The organism is Janthinobacterium sp. HH106, from assembly GCF_001758725.1.
GTDB lineage: Bacteria > Pseudomonadota > Gammaproteobacteria > Burkholderiales > Burkholderiaceae_D > Janthinobacterium.
This window is the reverse complement of sequence record NZ_LRIC01000002.1, coordinates 86,480-113,272: the sequence shown is the minus strand read 5'-3', so window position 1 is coordinate 113,272 and position 26,793 is coordinate 86,480. Positions and strand designations below refer to the sequence as shown.

7 protein-coding genes and 1 pseudogene are annotated in these 26,793 nt (G+C 61.0%); all 8 read right to left on the bottom strand.

Features of this window, described 5'->3' with window-relative positions; all coding sequences use genetic code 11:
- The 8 genes and pseudogenes from JAB8_RS28745 to guaB all read right to left on the bottom strand — a co-directional run bounded on the left by JAB8_RS28745 (position 1) and on the right by guaB (position 26,721).
- Positions 1-17,727 (bottom strand): hemagglutinin repeat-containing protein, encoded by a 17,727-nt coding sequence (locus tag JAB8_RS28745; protein ID WP_070288035.1) that lies wholly within the window; start codon positions 17,725-17,727, stop codon positions 1-3.
- Between the two features lie 57 nt (positions 17,728-17,784).
- Complete coding sequence (locus tag JAB8_RS01225; RefSeq protein WP_070221506.1) at positions 17,785-18,333, bottom strand: toxin-activating lysine-acyltransferase; 549 nt, start codon at positions 18,331-18,333, stop codon at positions 17,785-17,787.
- Between the two features lie 16 nt (positions 18,334-18,349).
- Positions 18,350-20,122 (bottom strand): ShlB/FhaC/HecB family hemolysin secretion/activation protein, encoded by a 1,773-nt coding sequence (locus tag JAB8_RS01220; RefSeq protein WP_083287517.1) that lies wholly within the window; start codon positions 20,120-20,122, stop codon positions 18,350-18,352.
- A 597-nt stretch (positions 20,123-20,719) separates the two neighbouring features.
- On the bottom strand, positions 20,720-21,514 hold the full coding sequence (locus JAB8_RS01215; protein WP_139142885.1) for an Imm49 family immunity protein: 795 nt from the start codon (positions 21,512-21,514) through the stop codon (positions 20,720-20,722).
- Positions 21,515-21,540: 26 nt separating this feature from the next.
- Positions 21,541-22,107 (bottom strand): hypothetical protein, encoded by a 567-nt coding sequence (locus JAB8_RS01210; RefSeq protein ID WP_070288032.1) that lies wholly within the window; start codon positions 22,105-22,107, stop codon positions 21,541-21,543.
- Positions 22,108-22,434: 327 nt separating this feature from the next.
- Positions 22,435-23,181, bottom strand: a pseudogene (locus JAB8_RS01205) (Arm DNA-binding domain-containing protein); the annotation flags it as partial.
- Between the two features lie 398 nt (positions 23,182-23,579).
- A complete protein-coding gene (gene guaA / locus JAB8_RS01200) occupies positions 23,580-25,190 on the bottom strand; it encodes a glutamine-hydrolyzing GMP synthase (RefSeq protein WP_070288027.1) in 1,611 nt (536 codons plus the stop codon).
- A 70-nt stretch (positions 25,191-25,260) separates the two neighbouring features.
- On the bottom strand, positions 25,261-26,721 hold the full coding sequence (gene guaB, locus JAB8_RS01195; protein WP_034752206.1) for an IMP dehydrogenase: 1,461 nt from the start codon (positions 26,719-26,721) through the stop codon (positions 25,261-25,263).
- Between the last annotated feature and the right edge of the window lie 72 nt (positions 26,722-26,793).

Genomic DNA, 26,793 nt, shown 5'->3' with positions numbered 1-26,793 from the left:
TTAATGACCTCCTGAAGGTAAATATATCGTCATCGAACCAGTCACTGGCTGCCCGCCAATACGGCCAGTCCCAACTGCTCCAAATCGATTCACATGCATATCCGAAAATGCTTGGTATGGTGTAGCACGTGCACCGCCGCTCTTAATTTCAATTCCAAATAATGAATTATCAGGATTTCTGGTCATGATGTCATATTTGCGAACTCCGAGTGGACCGGCAACTTCCAGCTCGGTGCCCACTACATTTACACCATTTGACCTTAAAAAATCAGCATAGTTACTGGCATTAACTGTACCGGGTGCAGGCGCGCCGCTAACACTCGAAAATTTTCCATCTGGCGTACGCAAACTGCCATCAGGGTAAGATCTCACGTTAGCAGCCTTATTTGCGGCGGCTTCCCCATCCTTCGACAAAGCAGGAACACTAGGCTCCCATGCATTGGTCAACGGATTCTGGCGCGCTATGACTTTTCCATCCGCGCCAATCAATTCCGCATTTCGTATAGGAATTGGGCTAGTGTCGATAGTTCGCTCTGCTACCTGAGCAGTATTGCGCGAAAAATCAATGGATTTCCCCAGTTTTTTGACTGCATCAACAATACCACCAATACCAGTCGACAGTATAACAGTAGTGCCAATGGCGCCATCGTCAACATCGCTGCCTACGTAGCCTGCTCGTTCAAATCCTCCAGCAAGGAAGTTGGTCACTTCCCCTGTCGCCTTGTCGATCATTTTTTCTACTACGGGAACCCGCTTGACACCAAACATCACAGGTCCGGCCATGAAGTCCGCCCCGGCCAAGACAAGTTTCGCTTCAGGCTTACTCTCAATAAAATTACCAAATTCCTTGACCGCAGTCCCGACATGCTGGGAACCTTTGTCGAGATGTCGAAATAGCAAGAATGCGTCTGGCACCGCACTGCTCGCATCTGATAAATTTTCATTCGAAACGTCCGAAGCAGGAACGGTGTGCATCTCTACATTAGGATTTTTAATGAAACCTGCCCGCACATAAGATTCATGGATATCTGCAATTTGCTCAGCTGTTGCCCCTCGTAAGCTCAAATAATTGTCTACTCGACGCAGTCTTTCAGCGGGCGAAATATCTTGCAATGAAGGGTCGTGCTGCAGATCAGTCACTTCCTTCAATACTTTATATTCATCAGGTGAACTAGACGCATTGAGGCCTAACTCAGCTCCGATATACCCAATTTGGGCCTGCTGCTCTAATGACAACAACTTGAAAGAATCCGGTAATTTTGGACGATTGAGTAAGCCAGAAGCACTGGTGCCAGCGGCATTCACTGCCGCCCCAGTCAAACCACCGCTCAGCGCACCAATCGCCGTGGAGGCCAGCAGTCGGGAAGTGCCCCCCTCAGCCCAATCGCTTTCAATCTTTGCTGCCTGGAGCAACATTTCGTCTCTTTTCGTCTTGTCAGGCTCACGAAACGCTGCGTCCTTCAAATCAAATGCTTCCGCCAGCTTGTCTTTGGCGTACTCCTCCACCTCATTTGCCGCCGCCGCCGCAAACGCCGCCGTTACATCCATCGTCGCCTGCAGCTTGGATTTGTCGAAATTATTGCCGATCTTGCCGCTGCTATCCACACCGGTCGTCACATCGCGGTTCACACCCGCGATAGTTTCTTCCGCTCCCTTGCCGGTCGCCGCGCGCTGGGCCGCGTCGTCTGTGATGACGAGTGTGCCGCCGCTGATGCCGCTGCGCGTGGTGCTGCTGGCATTTTCGCTAGTCCCCACGATAATAGGCAAACCTGCGGTTTTGGCATCCTTCTCGCCGCCGACGTTGGTGAGGTTATCGTTCTTAGGCCCCGTGCCTGCGAACGACACTCCTCCCGACACCCCAACACTGCTCCCCTTCGAAATCGCATGATTGGCAATATCACTATGCGTCAAAGTCGAGGTAATCAAGCTGCTGTCAAGCTTGCCCGCCTCCGTGGCGCTGATGACGGCACCCTTCAAGTCCGTATTGCCACCCACCTTGATCTGGAAGCCGCCGTCACCCGCCTTGATGCCGCTCTGCTCCTGCACGCTGGCGTAGTCGTTATGCATCTTGCTCTGGCTATAACTGCCGCTGACGCTGGCGCCAAAGCCGACGGTACCGCTGGCGGAGATGCTCTGGCTCTTGCTGTCGAACTTGGCCGTGTCCTGCAGGCTTTCCAGGTTCAGGTTGCCCTTGATGTCGGCAATTACCTGGTTGGCGCTGGCCACGGCGCCCTTGATGTTGGTGTCGCCGCCGCTGCTGATGATCAGCTTGTCGCCCGCGTTCACATGCGTGTTGAGCTGCGTCGTGCCATCGCCGTCCTCATGCCCCTTGCTGCCGCTGACGCTGGCCGTGAAGCCGAACGAGGTGCCCTTGGTGCTGACAATGGCTTGCACGCCCACCGATGCACTCATGCTTGAGCTCTTGCTGTGCTGGCTTTCCGTATCCTGCGCGGCCAGCAGATTGACGTTGTTGTCGGCATGCAGGCGGATATCGTTCTTCGCGTTCAGGTCGCTGCCCAGGATGGTGATATTGCTATCCTTGCCGCCACCCGTGGCCGTGATGTTGATATTGTTGCCCGTCAACACGCTGCCGCTGTGCGTGGTGCTCGCCGTCGTTTGCGTCTGCTGGCTTTCCGAATGGCCCGCCGTCAGGCTGATGCTGATGCTTGGTCCGCCTTCCTTCATCATGTCCTTGGCCGCGGCGTTCGCCGCCATGGCCGTGGTCGCCGCAGCCATGGCCGTCACCCGGCTGTTCTTCGCCGTGCTGGCTGCCGTGCTCATGGTTTGCAAGGTCTGGATGGCGCTCACCACGCTGCCGCCCAAGGCGACGGTAAAGCCATCCTGCGTGGTCTTGGTCTCGAATTTCCCCTTATCACTATCTTGTCCCGGCGTAATTTTCACGCTGGTGCCCGCCAGGTTCAGGTCAGTGGCCGCGACAATATCGCTGCCGCCGATCTTCAGGTCCTTGCCTGCAACGATGGTCAAGGCGCCGCTGGTCGAACCCACGGTGCTGCGCGCCTGGCCGCTCTGGATGACGGCGTCACGCTCCTGGTCGGTAGTCGTGGTGCGCGTGCCATAACTGAAGCCAAAGCCGCCACCGCTCATGAAGCCGCTTTCCTTGACGTCGCGGTGGTGCAGTTCCTTGCTCGTTTCGCTTGCCGCGGCTATGCTGATATCGTTCTTCGCCAGCAAACTGGCGGAGCCATCGCTGAGAATTTGCGCGCCCGTAAGCTTGATGTCGTTGCCTGCAGCAAACGCCACCGTAGCGCCGCCAAAAGCACTGCCGGCCGAGGTACCCAGGTCCAGCATGTCGCGCGTGGTGATGGTCTTCTTGTTCAGGAAACCCTTGCCGGTCTGTACATGTCCCTCGTCGACGGTAAGCTGGTTCGCGGCAGCGCTCAGCACGATGTCATGGCCCGCCGTCACAGACAGGCCCGCGCCTGCCTGCACATCGGCTGCCCGGGCAGTCAGATCGTTGCCGGCCTGCAGCACAATGCTGCCACTGCCCTGGATCTGGCTACCCACCTCGGTACTGCTGCTGTCCTTGCGGTAGTTTTTCGCATCCCAGCTCAGGCTGCTGCTGCTGGCCGTCGTCAAGGTTCCCAGGTTGATGTCGCGGCCGGCATTGACGATGGTCTGGCCATCCTTGCCGGCATTGCCGATGACCCCGGCAAGCATGCTCACGTCGCGGCCCGCAGACACCACCAGCGTTCCGCCGCCACTGCTGCCATCACCGGTCACGTACAGCCCCGCCACCCGGTCGATATCCGTGCGGCTGAAACTGTTGCCTCCAGCGCTGCTGCTGGCACTGTGCGTGGTGCTGGCAATATGGATGTCGCGCCCGGCGGTAGCGATCAACTCGCTGTTGGCCGAGATCGTGCCGCCGATATTGTTCAGGTCGTTCCTTGCGGCCACGGCGACGGCGTCGCCGTTCAGGCGGCCACCCATGTTTTCCACATTGTCCGCGGTCAGCTTGACAACGCTGCGCCCGGCAATCGTGCCACTGTTGGTCAGGTCGCCCGACAGATTGATATTGATGTCCTTGCCGGCCAGCAGTGCTCCGCTACCGTCCAGGTCTCCTTCACGCAGGCGCAGATAAATTTGCGGTACCAGCGCTTTCTGCACCGAGCCATCTGGCAGCGCCACGTCGCGTTCGACCAGCCAGACAATATCGCTCGTCAGCGCTGCCATTTGCTCGGCCGTCAATGCAACACCAGGATGCAGATCGTAATTCTTCGCATATGCCACGCCGGCGTCCATCAAGGCACGGTATTGCTGCTCGTCGTTCGTGTAGTCGCCGACAAAGCGCTGCCCCGTCAACTGCGCCACCTGTTCGCGGATCAGCTTTTGTTCATAGAAGCCGTCACCCAGGCGTTTTTGCGTCACCGACGGGTCCACCTTGACCTGATTGAGCAGATAGTCGGAACCTGTCCATTCGCGGAAATTGGCAAAGCGCGGATCCGTCTCGACCAGGTAACGCGACGACAGCGACGGCAAGGTGCGGAACAGGCTTGCATTGGGCAAGGCCGTTGACGGGCTGCTGGTGCGCACGAACTGCGCCCGGCCGGAAGCGTCCGTAAGCGCCACTTGCGCAATGCCGGGCAGGCGTGTCTGGCCCGGTACGCCACCCAGGCCGGCAGCCTGCGCGGCGGTGCCGGATGCATTGCCGATGCTGGTGCTGCCCGCCGGCGCCAGGCTGGCCTGGCCGTGTGCATCCGCCCCCGTCACGCGCCCCACCTGCATGTCGGCGGGCAGCACGCCCAGTGCCGCTTCCGTGACGCCGGCCCCGCGCGCCGCACCCGGCACGCCACCGACGCCGGTCGCCGCGGAAACGCCTCCGGAGGCATTGCCGATGCTAGTCGTGCTCCCGGACGCCAGGCTGACCTGGCCAAGCTGATTCGAACCTGTCACGGTGGCGGCAAGCGCGCCGGCGACCGTACGAACGAATTCCCCCTGGCCGGCCTGGCCGAGGCGATCCGTGCCAGTAGTTGAAGCTGTACCGCCGACATGCTGCATCTCTTGGGCCATGGCACCCGTTGCCGCCGTGCCAAGCGCAATGGCGCCCGGGTAAGCACCAGTCGGGCCATTGCCTTGTTGAACCGCATCGACTGCGCTCCCGGAGACGCTGCCGACAGTGCCGCCCAGGCCGGCCCCCGCCACCCGCGTCGTTCCGTTCGGCCCACTGCCGCCGCTGGCCGCGCCGGCCTGACGGCCTGCCGCATTGGCAACCCCGGCCAGGCCTGCCAGCACGCTGACAATGGCCTTGCCCTGCACTTGCGCGCTGGCCGCGCCGGCCGCGCTGGTGGAGGCATTGACGCCGCCAGTAGCGGCGCCGGACAAGCTGATGCCGCTGCCCTGCGGCGTGGCAAACTGTTCTTCCCGCGCAATGTTAAGAGTGATGCTCTCGGTTTTCTCGGCCCCGGTAAAAGCCGCCGGTTTTCCAATGCTGGTACTATCGCGCCCTTTTTTGAACTTTCGCTTGTATAGGGTCGCCGTACCTTTGTCAGTACTGATTTTCTGTCCCTGCGTCTGTCCATTCCTGATGCGGCTGCCATGCATGTCCAGCAGCCCGCCCGCGATGATATGGCTGTCTTCGTTGGCAACCAGGTCGGCACTGATGGAGATATTGCCGCCAGCAATGATGCGCCCGGGGTCGGAACTGACGATCTCGCTCTGGCGCGAAGTACGCGTGGTCTTGTAGAGCGTCCACACTTCATACGCGCCATCTGGCGTGCGCAGATGCAGCGACTCGTCATCATATGTCTCCACGCCCGGCGTGCCGGCGACATAGCGTTTCGCCGCGCCGGCGCCCTGGTACTCGGTCACGGACTCCTGTTTCGTCGATGAGGACATTTTCATCTGAATATGCTTATTCAGATTATTGATCTGGGCAGCGCTCATGCTCAGGCTGCCCAACGCTTCGATGGTGGCGCTGGCGTTATTCAAGACCGCCGTGCGCCCGGTCGCCTGGCGATTGCCGTCAATACTGCCGCCGATAGACAGGCTGTTGGCGCTGAAAATCAGCGCGTGTTCGAAGTTATTGATGGTTTGTGCGCCAATCTGCAGGTCGTTGCGCGCAGCGATGGTCGCGGCAACACCATTTTCCACATCATTGTTCAGGGTCCCGGCACCAATGCTGAGCTGATCACCATAGATGCGTCCGGTGCCAATGTTATGAATGATGTTTGCATTAATCTCAGTGGCAACACCGTCGATCACGCCCCGATTCACCAGCAGACCGCCGGCACTGAGGCGTGTGATGGTCGCGCTGATGTCACCGTAGGCCGTGTTATCGATGTTGGAATTGGTACGCAGGGTCAATGTGCCGCCCGCGCGCACTTTGCCCATGTTCAGGAATTGACCACCGGTGGCGATGCCAAGGTTGCGGTTGGCGACGAGCTCCGCACCGGCGCCATGGCTATAGCCACCGCTCAGATCGAGGTTCATGTCCAGCTGCGACAACAGGCGTCCATCGCCCGTCAGACTGGCGGCACGCACATCGGCCAGCGCGCCGGCAATCACCGTCCCTCCCGTATTGATGATGGCAAGGCTGCGGTTCGCCGCCAGATCGGCCACGCTCAGCGCCCTGCCGGCGCTGGCCAGACCTTGTGTATTATCAAAAACACCTGAGCCGACGATATCCAGATTGCCATCGGTGCGCAACGCTCCCGCCCGGTTGCTCAGCGAGCCCGTCGTCAGGATGGCGTTAATCGCCTCGATACCCTGGTTACTGCCTTGCGTCGTGCTGTTGTCGATCGTGCCCGCCGTCAGGCTGACCGTGGCGCCGGAGCGTATCAATCCATTCCGGTTGTCGATGCCGCCGGGAGTAGCGAACGACAGCTTGCCCACCACCTGTATCTGGCCATTCTGGTTATCGAGGCCAGCGCCAGACAACGCCAGGCTGGATTGGCCGACGATCTGCCCACCCGCATTGTTGATCAAACCGGTGGTGCCGCTGATCGCCCCTGCCGCACCGAAATAACCTGCCGTGTTGTTCCAGCTGCCTATCGACAGAACGGCGTCGCCACCGCTGACGATGCCGCCGACATTGCCCTGGTTGCGCGCAGCATAGGCGCCAGCGCTACCGTTGCTCAGGACCTGGCCGCGCGTGTCGATGCGCATGCCAGCGCCAGACTGCAACAGGCCGCCGTCATTCGTCAACGGGCCGGAGTACACGCTCAGCGTCTCGCTGGCGGCGATGGTGCCCAGATGGTTATCCAGCGCCCATAGGCCCGTATCGATCCGGATATTCTTGCCAACAATCATACCGGCGGCGCCTTGTCCGGCAGCGACCGTATTGCTCAAGTCAGCACTCCGAAGCGTGATGTCGCCAACGGCCTGCAGCGTGCCGCCGTCGTTTTTCAAGACGCCGCCGCTGATGACATTCAAGTTACCTGCCACTGTGGCAACATTACCGCCGGTATTGTCCAGGAACCCAGCCGCCAGTTCGACGTTACCCGTCGCGGCCAGCAAGCCGGCCTCGTTGCGCAGCACCTGGGCCGCGCTGGCGTGCAGCGTACCGCCAGCCGTCAGTTTGCCGCCCTGGTTCAACAGCTCGCCCACCGCCGCCGTGAAATTGCCGCCGGCTGCGATCACGCCACTCTTGCTGTTGTCCAGCGTGCCGCCACCGCGAATATCCAGGCTGCCGCTGCCAGCCGCCTGCAGCGTGCCGCCCTGGTTATTCAAAGAGTAGGCAGCGATGCTGGTGCTGCCATTGCTGGCGATCGTGCCGCCGCGGTTATCCAGGCTCTGGCTGGCGCCGATAGCGGTCTGTCCGAGGCCGAGTTGGGTAATATTTCCTTGACGATTGTCGAGCGTACCGGATGAGATCGTTACCTGCTGCGCGATCGTGCTGGCATTGCGATGGTCAAGCGCCGCCGCGGTCATGTCCAGACTGCCATTCGAGGTGATCTGGCCCCGCTGGCCGCTGATCTGGCCTGCATGCATCGTCAGTGTTCCGCTACCCGCATGTTCGATCTTGCCGTCCGTATTTGCCAGCACGCCAGCGTTCAGGTTCAAACTGACGCTGTTGACGGCGATGCGTCCGCTCGTATTATCGAGTACGCCGCCGGGCGAAGTGAGGTTGAGCGAACTGGCGCCACTGCCCGTCTGGATGATGCTGCCCTGTACATTGCCCAGGTTCGCCACTTGCACGGTCAATTGACCTGCGCTGACCTGGCCGCGGCCGTTCTCCCAACGCTGGCCATAGTGATTGGCGGCATGGACTTCAAGTGTGCCAGGGGTCGTTACCACGGCGCCGCTGGTGGAGACGTCACCCGCGCTCGCGTTCAGCGCGATGTTCGACGCACTGGTTTGGCTCCCCGCCACATCCACCGTAGCACCGCTGAAAACCATGTTGCCCGCAGCCAGATTCTGACCGGAGGCGCGCAAGGCCTGGGCCGTCGTCACGTTCAGGTTGCCTGCGGCCAACAAACTGCCATCGGCCTTGACGCCCGCAGCCAGCAAACTCGACGCGGAACCGGTCAGACTGCCTGCATTGATCGTGTTGTGTCCTTGCGCCAGGATAGTGCCAGTATTGCTGACATCGCCCGAGGCACGCAGAGTCTGGTTGGCACCAGCATACAGGCTGCCGCTGTTGACGACGTTGGCGGCAACCGTATTCAGGTCGATACTGGCAAACACCTTGCCGCCAGTATTGTTCAGGTCGCCGATAGCCAGCTCCGCATTGCCATCGAGCGCCTGGATCTGGCCGCGCGTATTATCCACTGCACCACCGCGCAGTGTCAGCTTGCGCCCACCCAGAATATTTCCCTCAGTATTGTTCAAAGCCGTACTGGCGTTCACACCGAGATTCTGTGCCGAAACAAGACGGCCATGGTCGTTGAGCAGGGTCGCCGTTTCGACCTGCACATCGCCATTGCCCTCGATCTTGCCGCCGCTGTTGTCCAGACTACGCGTGGCAACGATGCTCGCCAGGTCGGTTCCTAACTGGATGATCTCGCCCTGACGATTGTCCAGGGCACCGCTCGTCACCGTCAGCTGGCGCGCAATCGCGCTGGCATTGCGGTGATCGACGTAATCGGCCGCCACTTGCAGCGCGCCATTACCCGTGAGCTGGCCACGCTGGCCGTAAAGATGCGTGGCGTGGATATCCAGCACACCCTTGCCCGCATGTTCGATCTTGCCATCGATATTCGTCAGGTCGCCCGCCTGCAGGCGCAGATTGGCGCTGTTGACGGCGATGCGCCCGCCGGTGTTATCCAGCTTGCCCGTCTCGATGACCGTGTCGCCCGTGCCCGTCTGTATCAAGGTACCCTTGGTATTGTCCAGATTGGCCACCCGCAGGGCCAGCTGCCCGGCGCTCAGGCTGCCGCCCTGGTTGACCAGTGCCTGCCCGTTGGCGGCATTCGCCGTGATGGCCAGCAAGCCATTCGTCGATACGATGGCCTTGCTGGTCGTCACATTGCCCGTCAAGGCCGTCAAGCCGACATTGGCTGCGCTGGTCTGGCTGCCGCCCACGTCGACCGACCCGCCCGTCAATTGCAACTGGCCCGCCGCCATGTTCTGGCCGCCAGCTTGCAAGGCGCCGGCCGTTTTCACCGTCAAATCGCCAGCCGAGGCAAAGCTGCCATCGGCGCGCATGCCTGCCGCCAGCAATCCATTGCCGCCCAGGCTGCCCGCCGTGATCGCCGTATTGCCCAGGGCCGCCAGCGAACCGGTATTGCTGAGCAAACCACCGATCTCCAGGGTCTGGTTGCGGCCCGCATACAGCACGCCAGCGTTGAGGACGTCGCCGCTGACCTTGGCCGTGATATCCGTGCCCGCGCCGAGTGTGCCTTGTACGTTGCGCACGCTGGCCGCATCCAGGCTCAAGGCGCCCGTGCCTGCCTGCAGCAGGCCGCGCGTATTGTCGATGGCGCCGCCCAGGTGCAGATCGGTCGCCGCCGCGATCACGCCGTCGGTATTGACGAGTGCGCCAGTGCTGACGATGTCGGCGGACGTTGCCGAGGTGATTTTGCCCTTGGTATTGTCCAGGCTGCCGGTCTGCAGCGACAACACGCCGTTGCCGGCCATCTCCCCATTCGTATTATCGAGCTGGCCACTGACGGCCACCGTCATACCGCCCGCGCCCGTCTGCAGCAAATGGCCACCCCGGTTGCTCAAGCTGTCAGCCTGCACGCTCAGGGACCGCCCCGTGGTGGTGGCGTTGGCATGGTCAAACAGACCGGCCTTGAGATCGACGGCGCCATTGCCGATGATGCTGCCGCCTGCGCCCTGCAAGGTGGCCGCCGTGATGGCCAGGGTACCTGCACCCGCATGCTCGATCTTGCCGCCCGCATTCGTCAAGCTGGCCGCGCCCAAGATCAAATTATTACTATTGACGGCGATGCGTCCCACGCTATTGTCCAGTTTGCCCGTCTGGATGACGGTGTCGCCCGTGCCCGTCTGGATCACGGTGCCCTTGGTGTTATCCAGGTGACCCACGTGCAGGTCAAGCTGGCCGGCACTGAGTTGCCCTTCCGTATTGCGCAAGGTATCGTGCGCGCGGACCGTCAGCGTGCCCGGCGTGCTCACCACGGCCTTGGCGGCCAACACATCGCCGCTCGTCGCGGCCAGGCTGATCTGCGTTGCACCGGTCTGGCTACCCGTGATATCCACATTGGCGCCCGACAGGTTCGCCGCGCCGGCCGCCAGGTTCTGGCCATGTGCGGCCAGCATGTGCGCGGTATTGATCGTCAAGTCACCAACCGCGCCCAGCTTGCCATCGGCCTGCATGCCTGCACCGATCAAGCTGCTTGCACTGCTATCGAGGCTATTGGCCGCAAGACTGGTATTGCCTTGCGCCGCAATCACACCCGTATTGGCGACGCCGCCGCTGGCGGTAATGGATTGATTCCCGGCAGCATACATGCTGCCCGTGTTATTCAAGCTGAAAAGCGTGGCGTTCAAGTTGGCGCCTGCAAACACGCTGCCAGCAGTGTTGTGGAGCTTGCCGACGTTCAAGGTCGCGTTACCGGCAACGGCTTGCAATTGCCCCTTGGTATTGTCGATGTCACCACCGTTCAAGACCAAGTGACGCCCGGCCGCCACCGTGCCTTCCGTATTGTCCAGGCTTCCCGCTTTCAATTCGACATCTTGCGCCGCCACGACGCGGCCCGTATTGTTCAGCAAGGCGCCAGCTTTCACCAATGCATCGCCATTGCTCTCGATCTTGCCGCCCGTATTGTCCAGCTGCCCGGTGGCAGTCACCGTCAGCATGCCCGCGCCCGTCTGCGCCAGACTGCCGGCGCGATTATCCAGACTGCCGGCGTTGACGGTCATCTGATTCGCCACCGTCGTCGCATTGCGGTGATCGAAGGCGACTGCCGTGATGTCGAGCTTGCCATTGCCCGTGATCTTGCCGAACTGGTTGTTGAACTGGCCCGCGTTGATGGACAGTATGCCCGCACCTGCATGCTCCAGCTTGCCGTTAAGGTTCGTCAACACCGTCGCGTTCAGGGCCAGGTTATTACTGTTGACGGCGATGCGGCCGGCCGTGTTGTCCAGCTTACCGGTGGTAATCACGGTATCGCCTGTGCCCGTCTGCACGATGTCGCCGCTGGCATTGTCCAGATTCGCCACATTCAACTGCAATTGGCCCGCCACCAGCTGACCCTGGCTGTTCACCAACGCCTGGGCATTATTGGCATTGGCGGTGATGGCCAGCACGTTGCTGGCGGAAATGACTGCCTTGTTTGTCAGTACGTCGCCGCTGCGCGCGGTGATGGCGATATTGCCAGCGCCCGTTTGGCTGGCCGACAGATCTACGCTGGAACCCATTAGCACGGCGCTGCCCGCCGCCAGGTTCTGCCCGCTCGCTTGCAGCACGCCATCCGCGTTGACGGTCAGATTGCCTGCCGTACCCAGACTGCCATCCGCTTTCATGCCGGCACCCAGCAAGCCGCTGCTGGTGACGCTGCCAGCGGAGATCGTTGTGTGATTGGCGGCGGCGATGGAAGCCGTGTTGTTCAGCAGACCGCCCACGGTCAGCTGCTGGTCGCGGCCCGCATACAGCAAGCCGGAGTTGTTCAGATCGCCACTTACCTTGGCCGCCAGGTCCGTGCCCGCGCTCAGCGTGCCCTGCTGGTTCAGCAGGCTGGCCACATCCAGCGCCAAGGCACCGGTGCCCGTTTGCACGACACCACGCGTATTGTCCAGCGCGGTACCACCGACCTGCAGGTCGGTGGTCGCCGCCAGCACGCCATCGGTGTTATTCACAGCGCCCTTGCTGGCGACAGATGCCGCAGCCGCGGACGTGATGCGGCCCTTGCTGTTGTCGAGTACGCCTGCCCGCACCTGCACGCCGCCGTTGCCGCCGATCTCGCCGCCGCTGTTGTCGAGCTGTCCCGTCGTGGCTACCGTCATCGCCGCATCGCCCGTCTGCAGCACATGGCCGCCACGGTTGCTCAGGCTATCGGCCTGCAGCGTCACTTGCTGCCCCACCGTGCTGGCCTGGTCATGCCGCATGATGCCCGCGTCGATGCGCACCAGGCCATTGCCGAGGATGCTGCCGCGCTCGCCATCGAGCGTTGCCGCGTGGAGAGCCAGCGTGCCGTTGCCCGCATGTTCGAGCTTGCCATCCGTATTCATCAGCTTGCCCGCATCCAGGGTCGCATTCGCGCTGTTGACGGCGATGCGGCCGCTGGTGTTGTCCAGTACGCCGGCCGGCGTGCTCAACACGATGCGCGTATCGCCGGCGCCCGTCTGCACCACGGTGCCGCGGCGGTTGTCCAGGTTACTCAGTTGCAAGTCCAGCTGCCCCGCGCTCAGTTGCCCCTGTTCATTGACCAGGGTCTGGCCCGCATGTGCTCCCGCCGTCACCGCCAGGGTGCCCGGCGTCGTCAGCAGTGCCTGGCGCGTCAGCACATCGCCCTGTGTCGCCGTCAATGCGATGTTCGCCGCGCCCGTCTGGCTGCCCGTCAGGTCCAGCGCCGCGCCGCTCAGGGCCAGCTGGCCCGCCGCCAGGTTTTGTCCCTTGGCCAGCAGCGCCTGTGCCGTCGTCACGCGCAAGTCGCCCGTCGCCAGCAAGCCGCCATCGGCCTTCACGCCCGCACCCAGCAGGCTCGATGCCGAACTGTCCAGGCTGGCCGCCTGGATCGTCGCATTGCCCTGCGCCGCGATCACGCCCGTGTTCACAATGGCGCCCGTCGCCTTGAGCGTTTGATGCGCGCCTGCGTACAGGCTGCCGCTGTTGTCGACCTTGCCGGCCGCAATCGCCAGGTCGCCCGCTGCAAACACGCTGCCGGCCGTATTCCGCAAATCGCCGATGGCCAGGCTGGCCGCACCGGATACCGCCTGGATCTGGCCGCGCGTATTGTTCACGTCGCCGCCACGTATATTCAGGCCGCCTGCCAGCACGCCTCCATCGGTATTGTCCAGCGAGCCAGTAACGATCTCGGCCGCGCCGGCGAACGCCAGGCGCCCGTTCTGATTCAACAGCATGTCGGCGCTCAGCGCCATGTCGCCATTGCCTTCAATCTTGCCGCCACGGTTGTCCAGATGACCGGTGGCCGCCACGCTGCCACTGCCAGTTCCCGTCTGCGTGACGCTGCCCTGGCGATTATCCAGGGTGCCGGTATGCAGCGTCACCTGCCTGGCCAGCAATGCGCCGTCGCGGTGGTCGAAGCTATCGGCCGTCACGACCAATGCACCGTTGCCTGAGATCTGGCCCCGCTGTCCATACAGGTTCGTGGCGCGAATCGCCAGCGTGCCCGTGCCCGCATGTTCGATCTTGCCATCGATATTCGTCAGCGCGCCTGCGCCCAGACTCAAGTTGCCGCTGTTGACGGCGATGCGCCCACCCGTATTGTCCAGCACGCCCGTGTCGATGACGGTACTGCCCGCGCCCGACTGCACGATCGTTCCCTTCACATTGCGCACATTGGCCGCCGCCAGCGCCAGTTGTCCCGCACTCAGCTGGCCGCCCGCATTCACCAGTACCTGTCCATTGTTGCCATTGGCCGTGATCGCCAGCAAGCCTGCCGTGCTCACCTGCGCCTGGCTGGTGAGGACGTCGCCTGCGCGCGCCGTCAGCGCAATATTCGCAGCACTGCTCTGGCTGCCCGTCAGGTCCAGCGCGGCGCCGTCCAGCACTGCGTCGCCCCCTGCCAAGTTCTGGCCTGTCGCCCGTAAAGCCTGCGTAGCCGTCACGACCAGGCTGCCTGCCTGGCCCAGCGTGCCATCGGCCCGCATGCCCGCGCCCAGCAAACCGCTGCTGTCGATGCTGCCTGCTTGCACACTGACATCGCGTCCCGCCGCCAGCGAGCCGCTGTTGCCGAGCGTGCCGCCGACGACCAGGAGCTGGTCGCGGCCCGCATACAGCAAGCCGGAGTTGTTCAGATCCCCGCCGACCCTGGCCGCCAGGTCCGTGCCCGCGCTCAGCGTGCCCTGCTGGTTCAGCAGGCTGGCCACATCCAGCGCCAAGGCACCGGTGCCCGTTTGCACGACACCACGCGTATTGTCCAGCGCGGCACCGCCGACCTGCAGGTCGGTGGTCGCCGCCAGCACGCCATCGGTGTTATTCACAGCACCCTTGCTGGCGACAGATGCCGCAGCCGCGGACGTGATGCGGCCCTTGCTGTTGTCCAGCACGCCGGCCCGCACCTGCACGCCGCCGTTGCCGCCGATCTCGCCGCCGCTGTTGTCGAGCTGTCCCGTCGTGGCTACCGTCATCGCCGCATTGCCCGTCTGCAGCACATGGCCGCCACGGTTGCTCAGGCTATCGGCCTGCAGCGTCACTTGCTGCCCCACCGTGCTGGCCTGGTCATGCCGCATGATGCCCGCGTCGATGCGCACCAGGCCATTGCCGAGGATGCTGCCGCGCTCGCCATCGAGCGTTGCCGCGTGGAGCGCCAGCGTGCCGTTGCCCGCATGTTCGAGCTTGCCATCCGTATTCATCAGCTTGCCCGCATCCAGGGTCGCATTCGCGCTGTTGACGGCGATGCGGCCGCTGGTGTTGTCCAGTACGCCGGCCGGCGTGCTCAACACGATGCGCGTATCGCCGGCGCCCGTCTGCACCACGGTGCCGCGGCGGTTGTCCAGGTTACTCAGTTGCAAGTCCAGCTGCCCCGCGCTCAGTTGCCCCTGTTCATTGACCAGGGTCTGGCCCGCATGTGCTCCCGCCGTCACCGCCAGGGTGCCCGGCGTCGTCAGCAGTGCCTGGCGCGTCAGCACATCGCCCTGTGTCGCCGTCAATGCGATGTTCGCCGCGCCCGTCTGGCTGCCCGTCAGGTCCAGCGCCGCGCCGCTCAGGGCCAGCTGGCCCGCCGCCAGGTTTTGTCCCTTGGCCAGCAGCGCCTGTGCCGTCGTCACGCGCAAGTCGCCCGCCGCCAGCAAGCCGCCATCGGCCTTCACGCCCGCGCCCAGCAGGCTCGATGCCGAACTGTCCAGGCTGGCCGCCTGGAGCGTCGCATTGCCCTGCGCCGCGATCACGCCCGTGTTCACAATGGCACCCGTCGCCTTGAGCGTTTGATGCGCGCCTGCGTACAGGCTGCCGCTGTTGTCGACCTTGCCGGCCGCAATCGCCAGGTCACCCGCCGCAAACACGCTGCCGGCCGTATTCCGCAAATCGCCGATGGCCAGGCTGGCCGCACCGGATACCGCCTGGATCTGGCCGCGCGTATTGTTCACGTCGCCAGCATTCAAGGTCAGGGAAAGTCCAGCAGCCAACACACCGCCCGTGTTGTTCAGGCCCCCGGCAACGTTCATGTTGACGGCCTGCGCTGCGGCAATGCGGCCATGCTCGCTCAGCACACTGGCTGCCGACAGGCCAAGACTGCCGTTGGTTTCCAGCCTGCCGCCGCTATTCTCCAGCCCCCGCGCAACATCCACCGTTGTTTGCTCGGTTCCCGTTTGAATGAGGCTGCCACCGCGGTTATCCAGCGTACCTGCTTGCACAGTCAGATGCCTGGCCAGCGTTGTCGCCTCGCGGTGGTCCACTGCGTCAGCCGCGAGCGCAAGGTCGCCATTGCCGGTTATCTGTCCACGCTGATTTGCCAGCGAGGCGGCATGAATAGCAAGGGCACCCGTGCCCGCATGTTCGATCTTGCCGCCTGTATTGACCAGCGCCGCCACATCCACGGTCAGGTTGTGGCTATTGGTGGCAATCCGTCCAGCACTATTATCGAGTTGACCAGGCAGACGAAGCGCAAGGTCGCCTTCGCCAAGTTGCAAAATCTGGCCGCCCACATTCGATATGTCATGCGCAGCAATACTCACCTCTCCGCCCGTTGCCTGCGCACCATCGGTACGCAGTAAACGCGTGGTCTGCAGCGCCAGCGTGTCGCGCGCGGCCAGCCCGGCGTGCCGGGCATCCAGGTCTCCCTGGCTTGCCACGGCAGAAAGCTGTCTGGCGGACAGATTAGCCCCGGCGAGATCGACTGCGGTTGCCGCAATCCGCACCGTATTGCCCGCGGCGCCGATGCCATGGATACCTGCACCGGCATTTGCCTCGACGGTCAAATCGCCCGTTGGACGAAGCATATTGTCAGCATTCAGGCCAGCAGCCAGCACCGCACCGGCGGCTGAATCAACGCGGCCGCCTCCATGCAGCGCAGTATTGCCAGCAGCAGCGATCACGCCGTTGTTGCTGATATCACCACCGCTTGAAATACCAGTATCGCCTGCGGCATAAATCGTGCCCGCATTTTGCAAATCCCCCGCTGCGCTGGCCTGTACCTGGCCACCTTCAGCACCAGACTGAATATAGCCACTGTTGCTGATCCAGCCATCCGAATGCAGCACCACATTACCCACCGATGCGGCCACGGTTCCGGCGTTACGCGTACCGATACCAGCCTCGGTGCCTATCAGTGTAATTTTTCCGGCATACATGCCGCCCAACTGGCCGACGTCCAATGCAAACGCAGGCTTCGCGCCATCGCCAGATGCGGCAGCCTCGACCGCATGATTTGCATCCATCCGGTTCGCGCCCGTGACGACCCGCAGATCGTTGGCCCATATGCCAGCATTCACTTGCACAGCCCGCGCCAGAATGGACGTGTAATCGCTTTGTGACGTATCCAGTCCCCTGCCGCTGACGGTGACCATGCCCCGCTGCACCACATAGCCGTCGAGATTGCCGCCATTGACAATGGGAGAACCTGTCGTCAACGTCACGCGGCTGGCGTTGATAAAGCCGCCGCCATCCACAGCTACCCCGGAAGGATTGGCGATGATGACCTCTGCGCGTTGTCCCGCCACTTCGACATAGCCGCGCAACTGGCTGGGATTGGCGGAATTGACTTCGTTCAGGATGACGCGCGCGCTGCCGCCGGCCAGCCACGGATTGCCTTGTACCCAGCCACCGGTCTGGGTTTGCGTATTGCCACGGCTGTTATTCAGGATGACGCCATTGCTCTGCACGTCAAACTGGCTATACGTATTGCGCGACACGCCTGCCCCGCTCGGCGTCTGGATATTCACTTGCGGTATGCCATTTGCTGTCTGCAACACGGTTGGACGCTGGCCTCCCGGGGCATTGCGATCCGCCACGACCTGACCATGCGCAGCACCGGTCACAAAAAGCAGCATGCCCAAGGCACTGAATACCGCGAGGCAGGCCGGCCGCAACGTTGCCAGCGTCAATTCCGCGCCACCTCCCCCTGCACCGTCGTTCATGACACTTTCGCCGCCAGGAGCTTTACCTTGCGACGTGGCATTCTCGCCCACCACCATCAATTGGCCACGGCGTTGATTGAATATGATGCGGTACAGGTGCTTATTCATGGATTCTTCTCGTTGAGAACACCTAACAAAACTTGCTGCGCTAGGTGTTATAAATATTTAAATGGATGTCGTTTTGGCGTAATTGGCATGCATGGGCCTGGCGCTCCACCAGCTGGCCGCCTGCTCCTTGGAAACCGCGCAACCGCGGGATGTTTTTACTTGCAAACCCGTCTCGTCTCCCTTGTGATACAAAAACCGGTAACAGGATTCGGAAAGGCGTGTAGAAACTTCGCGTACGAACGATGCCGTGTGGCCAAATGGAGCGACCCAGTCCGTAATCCACATGCGGTCGCCGCTATTCCAGTCTTCCGGGCGCATCAAGGTATGGTTACCGTCTGCCAGATAGCGGCTTTCGGCATCGGCATCGAAATTTGCCCAGGCCACGTAAGCCACCGGCTGCTGAACGCCATCGAGCGACGTCAACGCCAGCATGAACTGCTGCTGTTTGATCGGATTCAACAAAGTCTGGCTGAAAGACGCTAGCGGCAGATCGCGATGATTCTTAGAATGCATGCAAAGCCATGTCAGCGCGCCAAACAGTTCTGCCTCGCTGTGCCCAGGCAAGCCCAAGGCGGGGGCGATAATGTCCAAAGAAGAGGTACTCATGGTGTCGGATATATGATTAAAAGCTCGCGTTCAAATTGAAGCCGGCCGTATGGCTGGCCGTACGGAACAGCTCAGGTTTGCGCACGGGCCAGCCGACAAAGGCGTCGTACTGCACGCCCAGCCACTGCCCGCGCAAGCCGACAAAGCCGCCCGTCAGGCGCCGCGCGATCAGCCATTCGGCGGACGGTCCCGCTACTTCGCCGTGGTCCAGGCCCGCATACGCTTCCTGGCCGCTGCTGCCCAGCGGCACGCCGAGCTCGTTGCGCAGCAGCCAGCCGCGTTCGGCCGACAGGCTGCTTTCGCCGTCGTAGCCGCGCACCGTGTAGCGCCCGCCGATGGCAAAGCGGTCCTGCGGCACCAGCGGCGTGCGGTTGTGCTGCATGCGCCAGCTGCCCGCGTAGCGCAGCGGCTGGCCGGCCAGCTTGAACGGCGCCGACAGGGCCGCGTCGGCCAGGATCAGTTTGAAACGCGACGTACCCTCGCCAAACGCTTCCTCGGGCGCCGCCATCGCATGCATCGCGCCCGTGCCGCGCCGGTATTGCAGGTTGAGGTCCAGGGTGGCCTGCCCCAGGAATTCGCGGTGGCCAAGGCCCAGTTCCCAGCCGGCCATGCGGCGGCGCTGCACTTCCACTTCCGTGTCGTCGATGAAGTTTTGCGCTGCACGCTGCCAGCCGCGCAGGGACAGCGTCGTCTTGCGCGACGCGTCGCGGTACACCAGGCGCGACAGTTTCACTTCCTTGTTTTGGCTGGCGCCGCTGTAGTTGTAATCCTGGCTGATGCCGGCCACGGACTGGTGATAGCGGCTGTCGCTGGCCGTGAAGGCCAGCAGCCAGTAGGCGTAGGGAATCGAATAGTGGGCCACCATGCCGCCTGTGCCGCGCGGACCATTGCGGTTGCCGTCAACGTTCTGGTTCAGGCTCAGGTAAAACAGATCGTTCAGGGTCAGCCAGTGGTCATACGACAGAGTCACGCTGCCCTGCAGTTTGCCCGTCGAGCGCGAACCGCCGTCGTCGAGGCCCAGCGCCAGGCGGAACGGCAAACCCTGCTTCCACTGGATCTGCAGGTCGCTCTCGCCCGGCTTCGCATTGCCGCCTTCGGCCGGCATGATCTGGATATCGGCCTCGGCCGTCGGCACGCGCTTGAAGTTTTCCAGCGCCTGTTCCGTATCGCGCACATTGAGCAAGTCGCCCGGCCGCGCCGGCACGGCATTCCACCAGGTGGCGCGGGGGTTGGTGCCGGGCGCAAAGCCGATCTGGCGGATACGCCCCGGTATCAGCGTCAAGGCCAGGGTGCCACGGCTCAGGTCCTGCGGCTCGGCCAGCACGCGCGTGGTGACAAAGCCGCGCGCGATGATGGCGTTCTGCATGCGCCCCATCAGCACATTGATGGCCTGCGTGCCCAGGCAGCGTCCCAGCGGCGAGTCCGGCGCCCCCAGGTCGTCGTGCCCGGCGGCGGCCAGCGCCCATTGGAACCGGGCGGCGTCCTCGCCCCGCAATTGCAGATGATCGATGGTAAAGCACGGCGATTCGCCTGTGGGCAGGCGGTTCGCGGCTGCGGCCGCGGGGGCCTCGAGCAGGCGCACGTCGGGCGTGCGCTCCTGCTGCTGGCGCAGGAGGCGCTCGCGTTCTTGCTGGCGGATCAATTCTTGGCTGGCATCGTCGCGCTGGCTGCTGCCAGGCGGGGTGGGAAGCGGCGGCGCGATTTCGGGACGGGTCTGCGCGGACACGGCGGCACACAAGGTGCCGCTGAACAAAAATACACCGCACCATGGCGTCAAGCGCAGGTGCATATGTTGCCTTAAGTAATTATTTACGTAAGGAAATTATAAATTAATTATTTCTATAGGGCAACTTTATTTATTTCTTGAGAACTTTAGCTGTTTGGTAACTGTCTTTCAACTATCCAATTACCACTAGTAAAACCCCGCGCGGCCCGGCGGCGGCACAGCAGGCAATGGCGTCCGGCATTGATGTATAAAAAAAAAGCCCTGTAAAAACAGGGCTTTGGCTTACTCGCTTTATTCGGAAATGCAAAGTTTCTTTATGGGGACTCGCTCCCACTCGATTGTCAACGAGCTGGCTAAACGCTTGATTTTTCAGTGTTTTCCACGTTATTCAGTTGCCGATACCCTCAGAAATACCCACACGGGATCAGTACTTCACTAGCGAGAACAATCAATCTCACAAACATATGGCCCAACAACTTTCTACGGCCTATACCATGCTCCACACTGCCGCCGCTTTTCACGTATCGAGCAAAACAGTCAGTCGAGCCGTATCGGTATTTAGTAAAGCGCACCTGCTGCAGATCAAGACGGCCAAGGCTGAGATCGTATATGAATGATGGACCTGCCCCCGGCCCGCTGCTGGCTCAGCAGCTTACCGAATTACTTAAACTGTCTTTTTAGCCAACGGAGAATGTCTGCGACGACACCTTGGGGAGCAGGAACCCATTCAGGAGCAAGAAATTCATAGACATCGTCATAGTGCGCCAAGGGGCGCACCGGCATCAATGCCATCGGTACCAGAGGGCTATCGATTTGGACAGGAATACCCCTGATCCAGCATAGCTTGGTCTGCAGTACACCCAGATAGGAAAAGAAATCCTCCTCGGCCACATCCGAGCTTTTGATGCTTGCGCTTCGCGTCTGTATGAAATTCTCCAAGCCAGCTTGGTCACGTTTAAGCAAAAGGGAGAAAAAATCCTGGCCTGCAGCACTATCGGCACGATCTGGCTTGCGGCCATTCTTGGCCACCTTCTCAATTTTGGACAGTAAGGCACCGTCGTCACCACGCAATGCAAGTTGGATCATGTGGACATGAAATGCAGTGAGGGTGGGGGCGTTACGCTGTCGAATAAGCTCTTCGGTTTCCGCAACTGCGATTGCTGCGATCACTTTCTCGTTGTCGGAAAGCATACCATACAACAATTCACCTCCAACACAGAAGCTCGCGCCACCATCCTGCACAATGCTCGCCAGTGTCAACCGGCTAGCGAGATAACAGTTCTGCTTGAACTTATCGAGATTTCTTTCCACGAAGAAACCGTAAATGGCGCACGCACGCGCGTGTTCAGCCAGAGTTGTGAGAACAGCACCTAGCCGCATTTGCTTGCGCCGATACATATAGCTATCAACGGAGTCGGGAACTCCCCCCTCAAAAATCGACAAAAGATTTTTCAACCTGTCTGCTGGACTACGTTCTACCGTCACTTTTTACCTCCATTTAATTTTATGACCACTGCCCCATCATCGCCAACACCTGTAACCATTTTTACAAGTCGACCGCTATTCTTCGCCTTGGTCAACAACGCGGCGGTCTGCATCAAAGTTTCGTCACCTGAGTCATTAAGACGCTTAATCGCTCCAGATATCCATTCATCGGTCATCTGTGCGTCCAGCTTAGTTCCGCTATTCGCTCCAGTGAGTTTTATCGACCCATTCGCATTCAACGGTTTGACCTCGTTGATATACACCAGATCCCCCTTGACATATACCCCATCAAAGCAATTTCTACCGCATTTACCCTCAAACGACGTGAATCCATTTCGCATGAAATAGCTATTGGCCACATACTCGCGCAGGTCGCCTTGCAGCGTCGTGTTGGGCAGTTTGCCTATTTGCGCAAGGACGGCTTGTTCCGACGGGAGCAATCGTAACGGCATGCTTTTATCGGTGATTTTACTGGCGCTCAGATTGCCGCCAGCCGACGAACTCACTTTCCCGGCCAAGGCCACATCCGCTCCCGCCCACCACCGCCCGAACGTGCCCGACAAGGTGTTGCCGAGCTTTCCCCCCAGCAGCCATTCCTCGGCCCAGTACTCCTTCTAAGCGGAACCATTCAAAGCAACAAAATAGTCGAGCCGGTTCTGGTCACGGGTCTCCACGCCAGGCATCACAGAACCAGGCGGTTGCATACCTAAAACGTCGTTGAGATATGGGTCGCTACGTTGCGATGGCGTGGCCCCGATATAGCTCTGCGGCGCCCCGTCCCCTGTCATAACGACGCCCCTCACCGTGATCAGCGTTCCCATGTAGGGCCGCAGCATGCTCTCCGCAGTTTGTAGTCGCGTCAAGTAGGACTGCAATTGACCGCGCGCACCCTCACTCCATGTTGCGTCCGTCAGTTCGGATTTGCGCACCATCGTGAGCAACAGTAATTTGCAAGCCAGGCGCAAGGTCGGCGCGCACTGCACGTACTCGATATGTTCGTAGAAAAGCGCGATCTCTTCGGCACCCAACGCGCGGTCGCGCGGCTCAAATACAGCAATGGATGAGGGAGCAACCAGATCCGCAGGATTTTCAACCTTCTTCCCTCTTTGTTCTGCGTACTTAAAGACCAGTTTCACGATATCGCGCGCATGCACGGCCGTCGCGGGGGCGCCACGTGCGAGGATGGCATCGCATACGGAACGCAACTCGTTGTGCGTAATTTCATGTAGCAGGAGACTGCCAAAGGGGCGTTTCAGATCGCGTTCGTACACCGCACGCCGCATGTCGCGCGTCGACTCCGCCATTTTGTACTTCAGTAACCAACGCTCCGCCCACACGCTAAAAGGCTCTCCATCGGCCAGCTGATTGCGCGATTGGGCTTTGAGCCGCGACGGGGACTTGCCTTCCGATTGCGCTTTCTTCGCGTCCTGCAGGCGCTCCCTCGCCTCTTGCAAACTCAAGCCACCGGCACCGTACCGTCCAAGCACCAAGGTTTCGTATCGGCCATTGAGGCGGTAGTTATAGCGAAACGAGATCGTGCCACTGGGAAGGACCGTTGCATACATTCCATCACGATCCGGCACCTTGTAGGCTTTTTCAGCTGGTTTCAGATTTTTCAATTTTGTATCGGTCAGCATGGGCACCTCCCATTCATTCACAAGTCTGTACCGGCACCGGACGCATTTCAAACAATCAATCGCTGAGTACGAAAAAAGTGATATCCACCACCACTCGCGAGGCCCAGATACCCTCGCCCCGACGAGCTTCCCCGGAACCTAAAATTAACCTTAAAATCAATGACTTGGCATAAAAAATACCCTCATTGATACCCTCGCGGTGGAAATGACCAGTAAGAACCAAATGTTAAATATTCCCTACGGCAATTTGAGTCCCCTTAAAAATACCCACAAAAAAGCGTGCTTGGCTCTGCCATGGGTTGCTTGGGTTTGCCAGACAAAATAAAAAAAGCCCCTGAAAAATCAGGGGCTTAGCTGTTGCATTGACCCGGCGTTACCTTACGGTGCCGGACGGGAGATTATTCCCACTCAATGGTCGCCGGCGGCTTGCCCGAAATATCGTAGACGACGCGGTTGATGCCGCGCACTTCATTGATGATGCGGTTCGAGACCTTGCCCAGCAGACTGTGCGGCAGGTGCGCCCAGTGAGCCGTCATGAAGTCCTGTGTCTGCACGGCGCGCAGTGCCACCACGTATTCGTAGGTGCGGCCATCGCCCATCACGCCCACCGATTTGACGGGCAGGAAGACGGCAAAAGCCTGGCTCGTCGCTTCGTACCAGTTGGTCGGTACGCTATCCTGGTCGAAGCCAGGCACCACCACCGGCTCATAAGGCGTGTTGCGCAGTTCTTCGATGAAGATGGCGTCGGCGCGGCGCAGCAGGTCGGCGTAGTCTTTCTTGACTTCGCCGAGGATGCGCACGCCCAGGCCCGGACCCGGGAACGGGTGGCGGTAGACCATGTCATGCGGCAAGCCCAGGGCCACGCCCAGTTTGCGCACTTCGTCCTTGAACAGTTCGCGCAGGGGTTCCAGCAGCTTGAGCTTCATGGTGTCCGGCAAGCCGCCCACGTTGTGGTGGCTCTTGATGGTCTGGCCTTTTTTACCTTTACCGGCCGATTCGATCACGTCCGGGTAGATCGTGCCTTGCGCCAGCCATTTGGCGTTGACCAGCTTGCCCGATTCGACCTGGAACACTTCGACGAACTCGCGGCCGATGATCTTGCGCTTTTGCTCGGGGTCGGTGACGCCGGCCAGGTGGCCCATGAACTGGTCTTCCGCATCGACGCGGATGACTTTCACGCCCAGGTTCTTGGCGAACATGTCCATCACCATCTTGCCTTCGTCCAGGCGCAGCAGGCCGTGGTCGACGAAGACGCAGGTCAGCTGGTCGCCGATGGCGCGGTGGATCAGGGCAGCGGCCACGGACGAATCGACGCCGCCGGACAAGCCCAGGATGACGTCATCGGTGCCCACTTGCGCGCGGATCTTTTCCACCGCTTCGCTGATGTAGTCAGGCATGTTCCAGTCCGACTTGCAGCCGCAGATTTCATGCACGAAACGGCCGATCATGGCCTTGCCCTGCACCGTGTGCGTTACTTCCGGGTGGAATTGCACGCCGTAGAACTGGCGCTCTTCATCGGCCATGGCGGCGATCGGGCAGCTTGGGGTGTTGCCCATCAGTTTGAAGCCTGGCGGCATTTCCAGCACCTTGTCGCCATGGCTCATCCATACTTTCAGCATGCCGTGGCCTTCGTCGGTGACGAAGTCGGCAATACCGTTGAGCAGCTTGGTATGGCTGCGGGCGCGCACTTCGGCGTAGCCGAATTCGCGTACCAGGCCGTTTTCCACCTTGCCGCCCAGCTGGGCCGCCATGGTTTGCATGCCGTAGCAGATGCCCAGCACGGGCACGCCCAGCTCGAACACGGCTTGCGGCGCGCGCGGCGAGTCGCCGTCCAGCGTGGAGTTGTGGCTGCCCGACAGGATCACGCCGGCGGCGCCATAGTTGCGCACGAATTCGTCGCTGACGTCATACGGGAAGACTTCGGAAAACACGCCGGAATCGCGCACGCGGCGGGCGATCAACTGGGTGACTTGGGAACCGAAATCGAGAATGAGGATTTTAGAATGCATGGTCGGAGCTTTATTCAGGGTCAATTGCAAAACCGGCGCACTGGGCGCCGGTCTGGACTTTCGTTACCGCTTACTCGGAGCGATAATTTGGCGCTTCTTTCGTGATCTGCACATCATGGACATGCGACTCGCGCATGCCGGCCGAGGTGATTTCCACGAATTCCGCCTTTTCGCGCAGCTCGTCGATGGTGGCGCAGCCGCAGTACCCCATCGATTGACGCACGCCGCCCACCAGCTGGAAGATGATCGCCAGCACGCTGCCCTTGTAGGCCACGCGGCCTTCGATACCTTCAGGCACGAACTTGTCGGCCTTCATGGTGGCATCCTGGAAATAACGGTCAGCCGAACCGTCGGACATCGCGCCCAGCGAACCCATGCCGCGGTACGATTTGTAGCTGCGGCCCTGATACAGGATCACTTCGCCTGGTGCTTCTTCCGTACCGGCAAACATGGAACCCATCATGACGGTCGAGGCGCCAGCGGCCAGCGCTTTCGAGATATCACCCGAGAAACGGATACCGCCGTCGGCGATACATGGCACGCCCGTGCCTTCCAGTGCTTCGGCAACATTCGAGATGGCCGTGATTTGCGGCACGCCCACGCCGGCGACGATACGCGTGGTGCAGATCGAGCCAGGACCGATGCCGACCTTGACCGCATCGGCGCCGTATTCCACCAGCGCCTTGGCGGCGGCGGCGGTAGCGATGTTGCCACCAATCACTTCGACTTGCGGGTACTTGGTCTTGATCCAGCGTACGCGGTCGAGGATGCCTTGCGAGTGGCCGTGGGCCGTGTCGACCACCAGCACGTCGACACCGGCGGCGACCAGCAGGTCGATGCGCTCTTCATCCTTGGCGCCGACGCCGACGGCAGCGCCGACCAGCAGTTTGCCCTGGCTGTCTTTCGACGCGAACGGGTGCGAGGTCGACTTCTGGATATCCTTGACGGTGATCAGGCCGCGTAACTCAAATGCGTCGTTGACGACCAGCACGCGCTCGAGACGGTGCTTGTTCATCAGGCGCTTGGCTTCGGCCGTATCGGCGTCTTCCTTGACGACGACGAGTTTTTCGCGCGGGGTCATCTTGGCGGAAGCTTCCGCGTCGAGTTCCTGCTCAAAGCGCAAATCGCGGTTGGTGATGATGCCGACGACTTCCTTGCCTTTGACGACAGGGAAACCGCTGATGCCGTATTGTTCCGTCAGTGCGATCACGTCGCGGATTTTCATTTCCGGCGGAATCGTGATCGGATCACGCAGCACGCCAGCTTCGAAACGCTTTACGCGGGCCACTTCACGTGCCTGGTCCTTCGGATTCAAATTCTTGTGGATGATGCCGATGCCGCCTTCCTGGGCCATCGCGATCGCCAGACGGGCTTCCGTCACCGTATCCATGGCTGCGGACAGCAAGGGAATATTCAGGGTGATGTTGCGGGTCAGGCGAGTTTTGAGGGACGTATCGGCGGGCAGAACGTTGGAGTAGGCTGGGACGAGCAGCACGTCATCGAATGTGAGTGCTTTTTGAAGTAGACGCATAGCATTTCCTATTGGCGCAAAAGCAGATTATACAGAAAAAAGCGCCCTCCGTCCTTGCAGCATAGAAAAGAT